At 49.3% G+C, this 14,088-nt stretch carries 14 protein-coding genes; 6 read left to right on the forward strand and 8 right to left on the reverse strand.

Translation table 11 applies throughout. The features are described from left to right. The first annotated feature begins 21 nt into the window (after nucleotides 1-21). From BN3279_RS22020 to pelA, 4 genes are all read left to right on the forward strand, one after another. Nucleotides 22-918 carry a MerR family transcriptional regulator gene (locus BN3279_RS22020; protein WP_059054006.1) on the forward strand — a complete coding sequence of 299 codons (897 nt, stop codon included), beginning with the start codon at nucleotides 22-24 and terminating at the stop codon, nucleotides 916-918. A gap of 229 nt (nucleotides 919-1,147) precedes the next feature. Continuing rightward, the gene (locus BN3279_RS22025) at nucleotides 1,148-2,134 is read left to right on the forward strand and encodes a hydroxyacid dehydrogenase (RefSeq protein WP_059054008.1); all 987 of its coding nucleotides are present in this window, start codon (nucleotides 1,148-1,150) and stop codon (nucleotides 2,132-2,134) included. Between the two features lie 9 nt (nucleotides 2,135-2,143). Continuing rightward, on the forward strand, nucleotides 2,144-3,550 hold the full coding sequence (locus tag BN3279_RS22030; protein WP_059054010.1) for an SLC13 family permease: 1,407 nt from the start codon (nucleotides 2,144-2,146) through the stop codon (nucleotides 3,548-3,550). Nucleotides 3,551-3,862: 312 nt separating this feature from the next. Then, on the forward strand, nucleotides 3,863-5,047 hold the full coding sequence (pelA, locus tag BN3279_RS22035) for a pectate lyase (protein ID WP_059054012.1): 1,185 nt from the start codon (nucleotides 3,863-3,865) through the stop codon (nucleotides 5,045-5,047). A gap of 62 nt (nucleotides 5,048-5,109) precedes the next feature. On the opposite strand, the gene BN3279_RS22040 is transcribed toward pelA, so the two are convergent. Both BN3279_RS22040 and BN3279_RS22045 read right to left on the reverse strand, forming a co-directional pair. Further along, the gene (locus BN3279_RS22040; protein ID WP_059054650.1) at nucleotides 5,110-5,511 is read right to left on the reverse strand and encodes a DMT family transporter; all 402 of its coding nucleotides are present in this window, start codon (nucleotides 5,509-5,511) and stop codon (nucleotides 5,110-5,112) included. Nucleotides 5,512-5,513: 2 nt separating this feature from the next. Continuing rightward, nucleotides 5,514-6,059, reverse strand: coding sequence for a TetR/AcrR family transcriptional regulator (locus tag BN3279_RS22045; RefSeq protein WP_059054014.1), 546 nt, complete (start codon nucleotides 6,057-6,059; stop codon nucleotides 5,514-5,516). Nucleotides 6,060-6,213: 154 nt separating this feature from the next. On the opposite strand from BN3279_RS22045, the gene BN3279_RS22050 reads away from it, so the two are divergent. Continuing rightward, entirely contained in the window at nucleotides 6,214-7,068 is an 855-nt protein-coding gene (locus BN3279_RS22050; RefSeq protein WP_059054015.1) for a helix-turn-helix domain-containing protein, read from the forward strand. A 62-nt stretch (nucleotides 7,069-7,130) separates the two neighbouring features. Here BN3279_RS22050 and BN3279_RS22055 read toward each other — a convergent pair whose 3' ends face one another. From BN3279_RS22055 to uxuA, 5 genes are all read right to left on the reverse strand, one after another. Beyond that, nucleotides 7,131-8,036 carry a copper amine oxidase N-terminal domain-containing protein gene (locus tag BN3279_RS22055; RefSeq protein ID WP_059054017.1) on the reverse strand — a complete coding sequence of 302 codons (906 nt, stop codon included), beginning with the start codon at nucleotides 8,034-8,036 and terminating at the stop codon, nucleotides 7,131-7,133. Between the two features lie 170 nt (nucleotides 8,037-8,206). Then, nucleotides 8,207-8,653 (reverse strand): DUF6097 family protein, encoded by a 447-nt coding sequence (locus BN3279_RS22060; RefSeq protein WP_059054019.1) that lies wholly within the window; start codon nucleotides 8,651-8,653, stop codon nucleotides 8,207-8,209. A 156-nt stretch (nucleotides 8,654-8,809) separates the two neighbouring features. Then, nucleotides 8,810-9,460, reverse strand: coding sequence for a bifunctional 2-keto-4-hydroxyglutarate aldolase/2-keto-3-deoxy-6-phosphogluconate aldolase (locus BN3279_RS22065; protein ID WP_059054022.1), 651 nt, complete (start codon nucleotides 9,458-9,460; stop codon nucleotides 8,810-8,812). A 10-nt stretch (nucleotides 9,461-9,470) separates the two neighbouring features. Next, nucleotides 9,471-11,087, reverse strand: a complete 1,617-nt coding sequence (locus BN3279_RS22070; RefSeq protein ID WP_059054024.1) for a mannitol dehydrogenase family protein — start codon at nucleotides 11,085-11,087, stop codon at nucleotides 9,471-9,473. Next, nucleotides 11,087-12,163 (reverse strand): mannonate dehydratase, encoded by a 1,077-nt coding sequence (gene uxuA / locus BN3279_RS22075; RefSeq protein ID WP_059054025.1) that lies wholly within the window; start codon nucleotides 12,161-12,163, stop codon nucleotides 11,087-11,089. Before uxuA ends, BN3279_RS22070 begins: the two co-directional genes overlap by 1 nt. Nucleotides 12,164-12,326: 163 nt before the next feature. Here uxuA and BN3279_RS22080 point away from each other — a divergent pair, with 163 nt between their 5' ends. Then, nucleotides 12,327-12,980, forward strand: coding sequence for a GntR family transcriptional regulator (locus BN3279_RS22080; protein ID WP_059054027.1), 654 nt, complete (start codon nucleotides 12,327-12,329; stop codon nucleotides 12,978-12,980). Nucleotide 12,981: 1 nt separating this feature from the next. Here the strand turns inward: BN3279_RS22080 and BN3279_RS22085 are convergent, their stop codons facing one another. Continuing rightward, complete coding sequence (locus tag BN3279_RS22085) at nucleotides 12,982-14,004, reverse strand: L-rhamnose/proton symporter RhaT (protein ID WP_059054029.1); 1,023 nt, start codon at nucleotides 14,002-14,004, stop codon at nucleotides 12,982-12,984. Nucleotides 14,005-14,088 lie beyond the last annotated feature (84 nt).

Raw genomic sequence — 14,088 nt, forward strand, 5'->3', positions numbered from 1 at the left:
CCGCAAGGATAGAGTGATAGAATGACCATTAAATACACGAAGGCGGGGCTGCAACCTATGGAACAAAAAGACCGCAAATTTATGGCTACCTATCGAATCGGCGAAGTCGCAAATATGCTGGGCATGCATCCCCAGACCATTCGCTATTACGACAAGGCTGGCATCGTACTGCCCGGCGAGAAGAATCATCGGAACGAACGGCTCTACGCGTCCTATGACGTATACATGATCATGATTCGCAAGCAGTATCAGAACATGGGCTTCTCCGTAGAAGAAACCGAGAAGATCTTCAACGAAGATGATATGAACGATTTGGCAAACAGCCTGGGCAGCAAGATCGCCGAGAATGAGAAGGAACTGCTGAGAAAGCAATACTGCCTGGAAGGCATGAAGCAGCTTCAGCAACTGGTTCAATCCATTCCTTTATTTTATAGAAAATGCTTCTACCGGGTCCGCCCTGCAAGGTGGCATCACCTGCATTTGCAGGAGGATATTTTGGAGAAGTCAAGCAACGGCACACTGGCCAGGAAAATCGCTATGGAGGCCATGCCGTTATGTCGGCATACCTTGGGCATCCGGCAGAGCGATATTGCAACCGGGGAGCAGCCAATCTCCACTTACTGTGACCTCACTTTGGAGCAGGAGTATGCTGAATTTTTTGGCTTTGACCAAATTTCTACAGCTTTTTTCGTCGAGTCGCAGCCTTGTATTTATACGATTTTCAAGGTGGATTCCTATGATTCCGTTAAATGGAGCTACCTCGATTACGTGGAAGAGTTCATGCAATTTAATCGGCTCGAGCTGAGTGGGGACGTGCAGCTTGCCACCATCGCTAATATCTTTGAAGAGACGGATAGCGCTAAGGAACGGTATCGTTATTTCGAAGCCTGGATTCCCTTTACGAACCAAATACAGTAACTGTACACTGGCTCGAATTCATGATGTATAAGCAACATAAAACCCTTGAAACAAGGGAAAATAAAGGATGGTTTGGGTTCTCGTGGAATCCAAATCATCCTTTTTTCTTGGAAAGCCTGTATTGACTGTACAGTAAGTGTAGCGAGTACACTTCAATTGCTTGATACTTTTTTCACAAAGTTTCCCCGTGAGAAAATACGGCATGATATTACTGTAATGGAGGGTTCTTATGTCAACCAAGATTTTGCTATGTGAAGCGATTAACCCTAAAGGGCTGGCCCTTTTGGAGCAACAAGGATTTGAAGTCGTCGTCTCTCCTTCCACCGATGCAGAGACCTTAATCAGCCTGAGCCAGGATGTGTACGGCATGATCGTGCGCACCAGTCCCTTGCCTCGTGAAGTGATTGAAGCAGCACCGAATTTGTCCATTATCTCCCGTCACGGGATCGGTGTGGATAACATCGACGTGGAAGCAGCAACAGAACGTGGCATTTTGGTAAGCCGGGTATTAAATGCCAATGCCTACTCGGTAGCGGAATACATCGTGGCTTCGATGATGACCCTTGGCAGATATTTCTTCCCGGCGGATCACCTGATTCGAACAGGGAAGCTATCCGAGCCCGGTGCATCATTGCCTGGATTGGTCAACCGCTATAAGGTTGGCGGAAGTGAGATCAAAGGCAAGAATCTGGGGATTATCGGGTTCGGCAGCATCGGCAGCATCATTGCCGATTTGGTCCAATCCTTGGGCGTTTCCGTCTACGTCTATGATGAATATGTGAAGACAACAAATCCGAATGTTACGCAAGTGAATACAGCCCGGGAATTGTATGAACTGGCCGACTTCGTCACGATTAATGTACCTTTGACAGAAACAACAAAGAATATGATTACTCTGGATACCTTGAAACAAATGAAGCCATCCGCTTATTTGATTAACGCCAGTCGCGGAGGTATCGTCAACGAAGCGGATTTAGCAGAAGCGCTGAATCAGGATATCATCGCCGGAGCCGCCGTAGACGTGTTCTCTGTCGAGCCGCCAGAGCTGGCTAACCCGTTGTTCTCGGCCAAGAACATTATGCTCACGCCTCATATTGCGGGTACCACCGCCGAAGCCATCGAGAACCTTTCCATCGGTGCTGCTCAGGCGATCGTCGATTTCCATGCCGGCAAAACACCTGCCTATGTAGTCAATCCGGCAGTTCTAGAGAAGTAGGTGAACTCCATGAAGAATACAAATACCAAAAAAATCATCGGCGCCGTTCTCGGTCTCCTTTTCGCCATCATCATCGCGTTCCTCCCTCCCTTTGAGGGGCTGGATCGATCATCCATGATCGTACTGGGAACTTTGGCCGGAGCTATCGTATTCTGGATCGCCGATGTGATGCCCGATTTTGCCGTCGCCCTGATTATGTGTGCGTCCTGGGTTGTTCTGAAGGTAGTTCCGTTCAACGTCGCCTTCTCCCAATTCTCCGGCACAAGCTGGTGGATGGTCATTGGCGGCCTTGGCATCGGGATCGCCGTTAGTGGCTCGGGATTGATGAAGCGCATTGCTCTACATGTGATGAAGTTCTTCCCGACAACGTTCCGAGGACAAAGCTTGGCTGTGCTGCTCGCGGGATTAATCGTATCTCCGACCATTCCGAGCACCAACGCTAAAGGCTCCATCGCCGCTCCACTCAGCTTGTCCATCAGCGATACGATGGGATATGAAAGAAAGAGCAAGCCTAGCGCAGGGCTATTCCTCTCCATGTTCTTTGGCTTTGTCTGCGCTTCGCCTATCTTTCTAAGCGCCACCTTTATGAACTATGTCGGCCGCGGGCTGCTGGATGAATCGGTTCAGAAGCAATTGACCTGGGGCAACTGGTTCCTGTATGCCTTGCCGTGGTCCATCGTATTTATTGTCGGCAGCTATTTTGCCATCCGGCATTTCTTCAAGCCAGAGAAGGACACCAAGCTACCTGGAGACTTTCTGAGCAACCAGCTTAAAGAGCTTGGCAAAATGAGCAAAAACGAAAAAATCACCGCCATCGTCTTAGTAGGTACACTCGCTCTATGGATGCTGGAGAAGACAACGGGCATTTCTTCCGCCGTTATAGCCATTCTGGCCGTATCCATTCTAGTGGGCCTGAAGGTCATTAGCGTCGCTGACTTCAAGAATAAAATACCTTGGAACGCTATTATCTTCATCGGCTGCGCCTTGAATCTGGGCACAGTGCTTCCCGAAGTAGGTATTGATCAATGGATCGGCAGCACATTAACGCCAATTATCAAGCCTGTGCTGCAAAATCCTTATATCCTGGTCGTGGTGTTGGCCTTGCTGGTCTATGCCATTCGCTTCCTGCTCGTTTCCTTGTCCGCAGCCGTGACTATTTTTATTCTGATTGTGTTGCCGCTGCTGGCCAATACGGATATCAGCCCGTTTATCATTGCCTTTGCCACCATTACCTCGGTGAATATCTGGGTTTTGCAATACCAGAACCCACCGTTCCTGACAACGTATTATGCCATCGATGGGAAAATGGCTACCGCCAAACAAACCATGCTGGGATCGGTCATTTATATGGTCGTTAACATCGTGGGTCTGCTGGTCAGCGTACCGATCTGGCAATGGCTTGGCCTGATTGGATAAGACAACTCATTCGCTAAGCCGCTACGCTCCTTTCCGGAATGTAGCGGCTTTTCGCCGCTTGAATTTCCATTTTGATAATCATTATACTAATATTGACATTCCAAATCAGAAAGGTTATATTTAATTTGCATTAATGGATGTTTATTCCATTTTATTGTCCATGATTCTAGTTCTATGATTTTAATAAGAAAGGAGGAAAGATGTTTTTTTAATACTATTATGTAATCGCTTACAAAATATAGTCAGCTTGGATTCGATTTCTGCTTATGTTGCCGGAATGAACATCCCATCTCAATTTCAGGAGGTATTCCTATGCAGAACTATCATTTCAAGAAGCTAATCGTGCCTTGTCTTGTGACCGCACTTATCCTGGGTGCTCTCCCCGTCGGCTTTGCGAGTGGAGACAACACCCCCGTCCCTACCTCCCCATCCGAATCAGCCGATTCCCTGACCTACAATTCAGATATTTCCCTGCAAGCCGTCAATACGGATTCACTCTTGAACAAGCATCGGAATATCAGTGATTTTATCAGCGGAGATCTGGCCAAAGATACCACCTTGGCTAATAATATCATCACTTGGCAAATGCCCCATGGCGGCTTCTATAAGGATATGCTGGATAAGTACAAGAAGCCTTGGGACGGCAAAGAAGCCCGATCAGGCTGGAAAGCCTCTGGCGTAGAATTGGGTACAATTGACAATAAAGCTACCGTTGCCGAAATTCGCTTCCTCGCTTATATGTATAACAAAACCAGCAACAATGCTTATCGGACAAGCTTGCGCAAAGCGGTAGATTTCATTACAGGTATGCAGTATCCCTCCGGCGGCTTCCCCCAAGTCTATCCGAAGCGGAGCAACTATTCCGATGCTGTCACCTTCAATGATGATGCTATGGTTCGAGTGCTCGTATTAATAGATGACATGATCCAACGGAAAGGGGATTTCAGCAACAGCAATCTACTGACCAATGAGCAGTATAGCAAGCTTGGCACAGCAATGGATAAAAGCATTGATTATATTCTTCGCTCTCAGATTGTTAATAACGGAGTCCGAACGGTATGGGGCGCTCAGCATGACCCTGTGAACTATGCTCCGGTAGCTGCCCGCGCCTATGAGTTACCTTCCAAATCCGGCAGCGAATCCGTCGGGATTGTAGCTTTCCTGATGTCCAGACCCCAGACCACCGAGATCCAACGAGCCGCCAAGGCCGCTCTCCAATGGTTTGATACCGTCCGAACCGATGGTGTTAAATATGTGAGACAAGGACCGGATTATTTCGTCAGCGATCCCTCCAGCGTCATTTGGTACCGGTTCTATAATGTAGAGGACAACCGCCATTTCTTCGCCGATCGGGATGGCAAGAAATACTTCGATATCCTGCAAATTAGTGAGGAACGCCGCCATGGATATTCCTGGGCCGGCTCCTATGCCCGTGATCTGCTGCAATTAGCCTCGGACAGCGGTTATTACCAACTCTCCCGACCTCTGCCCCGCTAAAAGGCAAAGGACCGTCCGGCTTACAAGCTCCGGTCGGTCCTTCTGTTCTGGTATCCTTGCACTTAAGCTTCATCATAGGGTTTGGAAATAGCAACTTCACTGGATACCGGACTTTTCTCCTTGGCTCCGGCTTCGCCTTCACCATGCCCTGCCCCGAACAAGTTCAGTACGATCACACCAACCACGATCAAGCCAATCCCCACAACACTTCCAGCATTCACCTTCTCCTTCCAGATCAGGATGGAGATGAGTGCCGTCGCCACCGTGCCTACGCCCGACCAGATAGCATACGTCATATTTAAGGGAAGGGTCTTAAGCGATATAGAAAGGAAATAGAAGGCGGCAACAAATGCTATCACCGTACCTAACGTTGGAAACAATTTGGTGAACCCGTTCGATGCCTTGAGCAAAGAGGTTCCCAGCAGCTCCAGCATGATTGAGAACGCCAGAAATAGATAAGCCATCATCATTGTTGCTCCTCCTGTATGCTTGCTTTGATTTGTTCAATAATTTGTTGTCTGAATGCTCCCTGCGGTGATGCCAATCCGAACATGTCGGCTAGCCATAGACCATCGATGGCTAACCGGGCTATCGTCGAGCGAACCGGGTCCACCTCATCGTGCTCCATCTTCTCCTGAATTTCAACATAGGTCTCTTGAAGCTGCCGAAGCATATCGGGGTTGGTGAAATGGGCCGCCGATATGCCGACGTACAAATCACACAATTCCTCCTGTACCGACGTATCCACATAAGAACGCGTCCACTTCCCCTTGCTCTCGGTGTCCCCTTCTGCCCTGCTTCTGAAATCCGTAATAAAGCGATCCGACAGTTGTTCGATCATCCCCAGAATCAGAGCATCCTTGCTTGGAAAATGATAAAGCAAACCTCCCTTGCTGATGCCTGCCTTCGTGGCTACAGCCTCCAAAGTCAGCTTCTCCATCCCTTCTTCACGGATAAGCTTAGACACCGTGTTCAAGATCAGTTCGCGTTTCTGTTCCTTCTTGGATTTCACCGGATACACCCCCTTCGTTTATTTATTATACCGTCCAGACGGTTTTTTTCAAGCGTAAAATGTATCCCTCCCTCATTTCAGATTGACTCTTCCCCCACTCGACTATATGCTTTTCTCATGAACAGCATGGACTTAGGGATGGAGGATCAGGTCATTGAGTACAGACATTGTTGAGCTTCAAATTCCGCCGCTGCCCTACTATTTGGGCGCAGGCCGCTCGGAGTTCTCGGTAGGAGACCGTCACCCTAACCGCAAGAAGCTGGGTATTTATGACCTGTTAATTATGGTGGAAGGTGAATTACATATCGGGGAAAATGGGCAGGAATGGGCCTTGCAAAAGGGCGATACTTTGCTTCTCGAACCTGACGGTGAGCATTACGCCATAAAGCCTTGTGAACAGGCTACTATATTTTACTGGGTTCATTTCGAGCATGATGCCCCGCCAGTCCAACCGGACCTTGCTACCCAGGTGGAAGATTCACCGACTCTGTCGCGGCCCTTCAACAACTCCTATACGGTTCGATTGCCCAAGCATACGCAGCTAGCCGGTCCTGCGGCAGCCTATGCCCTGCTGGAGCAGTTGCTTGCCTTGCCCATGGCGAACTCATTCTGGCAGGAGCAACGATGCCTCTCCGATCTGCTATCCATGCTGGAGGAAGGCGGAAGCAGCGAAGCGGGTATGGCAGCCACACGGCTCGCTGAAAGAGCGTCTGCCTATATTCAGGAGCATTACCGGGAGAAGATGACCAATGAAGTGCTGTCCTCGGCTCTTCATTTTCACACCAATTATATTGTACGCTGCATGAAGTTGAGATATGGACGAACCCCACTCGAATATTTGCAGGATTTCCGTCTGGAACAGGCCAAACGGCTATTAATCACCACGGAATGGTCCATTGAACGGATCGCCGAGGAGATCGGCTTTCGCTACACTCCTTATTTCTCGGCTTGCTTCAAGCAACACGTGGGGATATCGCCGTTCCAGTTCCGCAAGCAATATTTCAGTTAACGTACGAAGGGATTGAGAACGTAAGACGCTCTCAATCCCTTCTCTTTATCCTGGTAGCTGTATTAATCCACTCGTTCCTCATCGGCAATAAGGTAGACCTTAATCTTATCATGGACGTTATTCACGTTATCCAGTTCGTTGTACTCGCCGGATTCCGTAAGAATTCCATAATGAAGAGTTCCTGCCATCCATCCGTGAGAGTAGTAGGCATAGTCTCCTGCATAAGAAGGACGCTCTCCCCATTCCTTACTCACAGCCGGAACCAGATTCTTGATCACATCCGGTTCACCAGATGGCTTGGACGTAACTTCTCCTTCCCAGACCTGCCATGCCGCATCATCACGAACTTCATAATAGCGGATATAGTTGCCTTCTTGGATAAAGAAGCTTTTGGCATGACCATACGGGAAATAATACAGCGTATTCCGTACATCCATAGTAGAACCCAGATGGGCATTCAGGCTAATGCGAGGCAGCTCCAGAACAGCCTGACGTGCCACTGCCAAGTCACTGCTTTCCGTATCTTGATTGGCCGGAACTTGATACACCACGGCTGTTCTAGTCGTTGCATCCCAGAACGTTAATGTATCCAGAGACTCTGCAATAAATCGCAATGGCACATACACCGAACCGTCCACAATTTGAGGCGTTTCATTAGCTGTTATTTTCTCCGTTCCTTTCAGCGCTTCCTTGCTCCCCACGGTTAGCTTGAGCACTTGCCCGGTTAAAGTATCCTGCACAGAAACCACCTTGGTTGAATTATCCCAATTGACAGTGAAAAAGGGCAGTTGGCTGATGGTGCGAATCGGTACCATGGTCGTTTGATTGATAATGAGTGCCTTCTCATCGGTCAGCTTCTCACCGTTGATGTTCAGAGTCACCGATGAATTATCGGCTGATGCCGCACTGCTCCAGAATATTCCTGTTGCTAACAAAATGAAGAACGCTATCAAGCTCTGTTTTCTCATAGTAATCCCTCATCTCCTTCGCATCGATATCCCTCATAAAATAAATACAAATCGCCTGCCTATTAATATATAAACCAAAAAACCGAAATGACCCAAATTGTTTTTTTGGGATCATTCGGCTTTTTGTAATTTCATGCTTGCTGATGCTGCTCATTCTTTAGTTCAACTTATTAATATTCTAATTCCCTTACCCCTAGTTTGTCCTTCAACTGTGGGTAAATTTGCTCATAGAGTTTCTTGCGCAAGGACTGATGAACCAACGCCAACGTTAAAGTAATGACAATCAAAATAGCAGGCACAATATACAGCACCGGGTTATCTACGAAGAACCCGAATACATCGAACGACGGATTAATCCATTTCCCGTATACAAATGCCGCTGCAATAATCAGGAACACAGGCACGGCTACGATCCCGGACCACTTGTTAACCGAGTTCATCTTCCGGTACACCGATTGATAGGTATCTTCCTTAAGATATTCCTCCAGGAAAAAGCATTGCTTGTCAAAAGAATCGCTCTTTCTGACTGGCAATTGGTTCGTTGTAATATGCTTATGCAGCACATCCAACTCGTGGCTGAATTCCAGGGTTTTTAACAAAATTTTTCCCGCATTCATCGTACAGCACATCCTCGAAATTGATTAGTTAACCACCAAGACAATGTGATTATTATACTACCAACCGAGGTGCAAATCATTAGTATCCTGGTACTGTATTTCCGAAATACGGCTATATTCCTGGGTCTTACGTATTATTCGCGAGAGCTCTACGTCTTATCTAGCACTTGCCATAGAGCAGGCTTTGAACCGGGCTACATAAGCCGCTGCCAATTCGGTAATTTGGTCGTAGCGCCCCTCCTTGGCCGGAGCGGTAAGATTCCCGCCAATGCCCACAGCCATGCATCCGGCCTTCAACCATTGCTCCATATTGTCAAGATCAACTCCGCCCGTTGGCATAATGTTGACATGAGGCATCGGCCCCTTCACGGCCTTGACGAAGCCAGGACCATAAGCGCTACCCGGGAACAACTTGAGAACATCTGCTCCATACTTTAATGCTTCTTTAATTTCGCTTAGTGTCAGCACTCCCGGCATATAGGGAATACCGTACAGATTACATAGCTGGGCGGTCTCCTGATCAAAGGAAGGGCTAACGACAAACTCCGCACCTGCCAGCATGGCAATCCGCGCGGTTACCGGATCAAGCACCGTACCGGCTCCGACCAATGCCCGGTCGCCATATTCAGCTACCAGCCGCCGAATGACCTCCTGAGCGTCCGGGGTCGTGAACGTCACTTCCAGATTCGTCAGTCCGCCATCCACGCAAGCGACCGCCATGTTATAGGCTTCCTCACCGCTCTCTGCACGGATAACCGCCACCACGCCGCACTCCTGCAAACCTCCCAATACCTTAAGCTTCTTCATCGGCTCCTCCTTACAACAATTCCAGGTATTTATTCAACGTTCTCCGCACCGCTCCCGGGGCCTCCAGCATTTCATAGAACATGCGTTCAATCTTCTCCCCGAGACCCGCCGAATACAAGGAAACGCCAAAGATCTGCTCATCTTCCAGGATTGCGCGTACGCCTGAAGTAGCGTCCCCTAACTTAACCCCGGCCAAATGTCCTTGCAGTACCGTAAGCAAGGGGTCAGGACTTGGCGTAAACGGCTTGCCTGTATCATCAATCCCCAGCAGATAACGGCACCAGGCGGCAATCGCCAGCGGGATTGCCGTCAGGCTAACCGGGTCCAGTTCCTCTCTGCGAATATACGATTTAATTGTCTCTCCGAACCGGATGCCTACCTTTTGTGAAGTGTCGGATGCGATTCTTTGCGGCGTATCAGGAATGAACGGATTGGCGAACCGCTCCTGCAGCACCTCATCGAGGAACTGCTTCGGATCAAGAATACCCGGATCGACCACAACCGGCAGGCCCTCGGCGTAGCCTATAGTTTCTACCAGTTTACGCAGCGTGGCATCCTGCATTGTATCCGAGATGAGCGTATAACCCAGCAGGCAGCCCGTTACCGCAAGGGCGGTATGCAGCGGATTCAGACAGGTCGTCACCTTCATCGTCTCCACCTGATTAACCGTAGCCCGATCAGTCAGAATGATACCCGCATCCTCCAGCGGTGGACGACCACCCGCGAACTTGTCTTCGATAACTAAATATTCGCTGATCTCCGCATTAACGAAAGGGGCAATATAGGTGTTCTGGGAGGTGACAGCCACCTCCATCCCTCCAATGCCCTGCTCCAGCAATGCAGCCTGTACCTGCTCCGATGGGCGCGGCGTTATTTTATCAATCATAGACAAAGGGAACGTGATGCGATTCTCGTCCTCAAGGTAAGCGATAAAGTCCTCTTCCACGAAGCCGTTCTTCGCCCATTCTCGGGCAATCGTTACGACCGCCTGCTTCAGCTTGTCACCATTATGCGAGCAATTATCCATGCTGACAAAGCTCATCGGATAAGCGCCTTTCAGATAGCGGCGGTACGCCAGAGCAGCCACCTTGCTCATCGTATGCTTCGGCGCGGCGGGACCATTCTTGATATCTTGCTTGGCGGTATCCAGGTAGCTGCCATCCGGTCCGGTGAGGGCGTATCCCTTCTCCGTAATGGTGAAGCTGGCGATTTGCAGGCTCGGCTGCTCGAAGACTTGGATTAAGCGGTTATATTCAGCTTCCCAGGCCGGGTCTGCCGTAATCGTATCGACGATGCTGCCAACGACACTCTTCCGAAATTCCCCGCGAGCATTGATCAGCACCAGCAGTGTTAAAATACCGGCAGGCTTGCGATCCGGGTCCACCTTATCCAAATCATAGGAATTAACAGCGATTATTCCGGTATCCGCCTTCCCGCTGTCCAGCAACCGCTGATGCGCGTTGGCTACGAACCCCCGGAAGATGTTGCCTGCCCCGAAATGAACCCATTGCGGCTTCTTCCGGGTATTCTCCGTCACCTGAGCAATATCAAACTTGGGAAGCTCCACACCCGCAGTCGCCCAGGCAGATGCTTCATCCGAAATACTGCTTAAAGATAAACGAAGCATTACTTCGCCTCCCTCGCATTTTCCAGACTGTCCCAAACCCCCAGCAAATACATGATTCCTAGCGCCCGATCGTACAGACCGTATCCCGGACGGCAGTTCTTCTCTTCTCCCCATAGATGACGACCATGGTCAGGACGCACATAGCCAGTGTATCCGCTCTCATGATAGGCCTTGACCACCTCGGCAACATCTACGCTGCCGTCACTTCCGCGATGGGATACCTCGATAAAGTCTCCGTTCTCAAATACCTTCACGTTACGAATATGAGCAAAATAAATCCGATCATGGAATTCACGAATCATGGCCGGCAGATCATTCTCCGTATTTGTGCCAAGCGATCCGGTACAGAAGGTCAGGCCATTGTACCTACTGTCCACGGCGTCCAGCATACGACGAATTGTATCCCGGCTGCGGATAATCCGGGGCAAGCCAAAGATCGGCCACGCCGGATCATCCGGATGGATCGCCATCTTGATATCGACTTCCTCGCACACTGGAATAATGCGCTTCAGGAAATATATTAAGTTCTCGAACAGCTTCTCTTCCGTCACATCAGCATAAGCGGCAAAGAGCTCATCCAGCTTCGCCAGCCGCTCCGGTTCCCAGCCCGGCATCGTAAAGGCACCGGCTCCGGCCAGAATCCGATCCACCATTTCCCGTGGATGATCGAGAATGGCAGCCTTTTCATAAAACAAGGCGTTTGATCCGTCGGGAAGCTCTTTATATAGCTCGGTACGCGTCCAGTCAAAGATTGGCATGAAATTGTAGCAAATGACCTTCACACCTACTTTGGACAATTTACGGATGGTATCGATATAGATGTCAATGTAATGATCACGCGTAGGCAAGCCGATTTTAATATCATCATGAACATTCACGCTTTCGACCACGGCGGTGCTGAACCCTTTGCTCGTAATCTGGTCCGCCACCTTCTGAATCTCTTCCATCTCCCAGACCTCTCCGGCTATCTTGTTGTGCAAAGACCAGACAATCCCCATAACTCCAGGAATTTGCCGAATATGGTCCAGTGTAATGTTATCGTTCCCTTCCCCATACCACCGCCATGTCATGTTCATTAATAATCAGGCCTCCCCTAGCATATTTAAAATAATCTTGTATACAAGATCGGTTTGATCATAAATCAGGTTATTGCTTTTGTCAACACCGTTTATTACTGGGACTTCTTCCTCTTCCATTCGAAATCATGTATACTAGATAAAAAACAAAGCAGGAGTACAAATGCCGATCAAAGAAAAGATCAGAGATACCCTAAAACAAGAAATTGTGACGTTAAAGCTCAAGCCGGGCTCCATCTTAAGCGAAACCGCACTCTCCGAACGCTATCAAATTTCAAGAACCCCGCTTCGCGATGTGCTCAAGCAGCTTAGTCTGGAGTCCTATATCGATATCTATCCCAAGAAGGGCAACCTGGTATCCTTCATTGATTTGCAGTCGGTGGAGCAAATGATCTATTTGCGCAGTGTGCTGGAGAAGGAAATTATTAAGGAGTTGTCCTCCCATCTGCTGCTCACAGGAGTACATGAGCTCAAGGAAATCTTGGATCAGCAGCAGGCCGTAATCCAGGACGAGGAAGATGGTGAACGGTTCCTGAACCTGGATGATGCCTTCCATCAATCCCTGTTCCGGCTGGCTGGTCGGGAGTTCCTATGGGACCTCATTCAGCAGTCCAGCATTCATTACGCCAGATACCGCAGATTGCATATGTTAAGGAAGGAAAAGCTGGTGGAGATCCACCAGGAGCATCAGACGATGCTGGAACTGATGATGCATAAAGAAATGGACCAGCTCGACGCGCTGATCCATCACCATCTCAGAGAGGATATTAATTCACGGTATTTACAAGAGAATTTTGCAGAGTATATTAAACCTTAATCTACGCCAAGCTGTTGGCGATGCCTACTACGATCCAGGACGCGATCAGAATAGCATTTCCGATCATAAGCTGCTTCTTCGGTCCCGGGAATCCCTTCCATTCCCCGTCCTTCAGCCCCCAGGCATTGCTCACGATCAGAGCCAGACCGTTAAAGGCCAGCCAGCCTACGCTGGAGCCGATTGGGCCAAGCAGGACCGTCGCTTTCGCATAGAAGCCAAGCGCAAAAAACCAGATTAGTGCGGTCCCGATGGCTTTGACATAGGCCTTGCCACTGCCCGGCTTCACATAATCGCGATAAGTCCGGTTCTGAATCAGCTTGAAGAAGGCGTAAGCGAAGTTCGCCACAAAACCACCGGATAGCGTAACCACCCACGGAATCAGGCTGGCGCTCATCTCGGATACCCCATGTCCTGCAGCAATATCCAGCGTCCGGTTCGCATAAGAGAAGCCAATGTTCATCGCCGCCGAGCCAAGACCAGCAATCGAAGCCATGATCAGCCCCTTGGACAACGGTACTTCCGATGACGAAGCCCCACCTTGTCCTCCCCTTTGCTGCTTGAGCCGCTTCTCCTTATCCAGACCGGCCTTGGTAATCACCACAACCCCGCCCAGCATGATGGCCATGCCAGCAAGCAACACGATAAAGGAAGCGGCCCGTGGCAGATTTCCGAACAAGAGCAGCGGAATCAGTGACCCCAGCGATGCCGAAATCCCCATGTTCACCCCATACGTCAGCGAGACCCCAATGGTATCCACCGCTTTGCCAAACAGGATGGAGCTAATCCCCCACAACAAGCCGCATAGAGAAGCCAGGCCAAGCACCTTAACCGGAGTCTCGCGAACATAATTCAGAAATTCCGGGACTTCAATCCAGGTCCACAACCAGGGAACGAGCAAAATACCCACCACGGAGAAGACAACCCAGAAGGCCTCCCACGAGAAGGGTTGATATTTCTTCATGCCAAGTCCAAAGCTTCCTTGAAAGAAACAAGCCAATAATAAGAGCAAAAACCCAGTCAACAATTGATTCTCTCTCCTCCTGCCTTGTTAAAAAGGCCCTAACTAATATATGTACGATCATGTTTACTATAAAGAGAGAGCAACAAT

Origin of the sequence: Paenibacillus senegalimassiliensis (genome assembly GCF_001486585.1) — a bacterium.
Taxonomy (GTDB): Bacteria; Bacillota; Bacilli; order Paenibacillales; family Paenibacillaceae; genus Fontibacillus; species Fontibacillus senegalimassiliensis.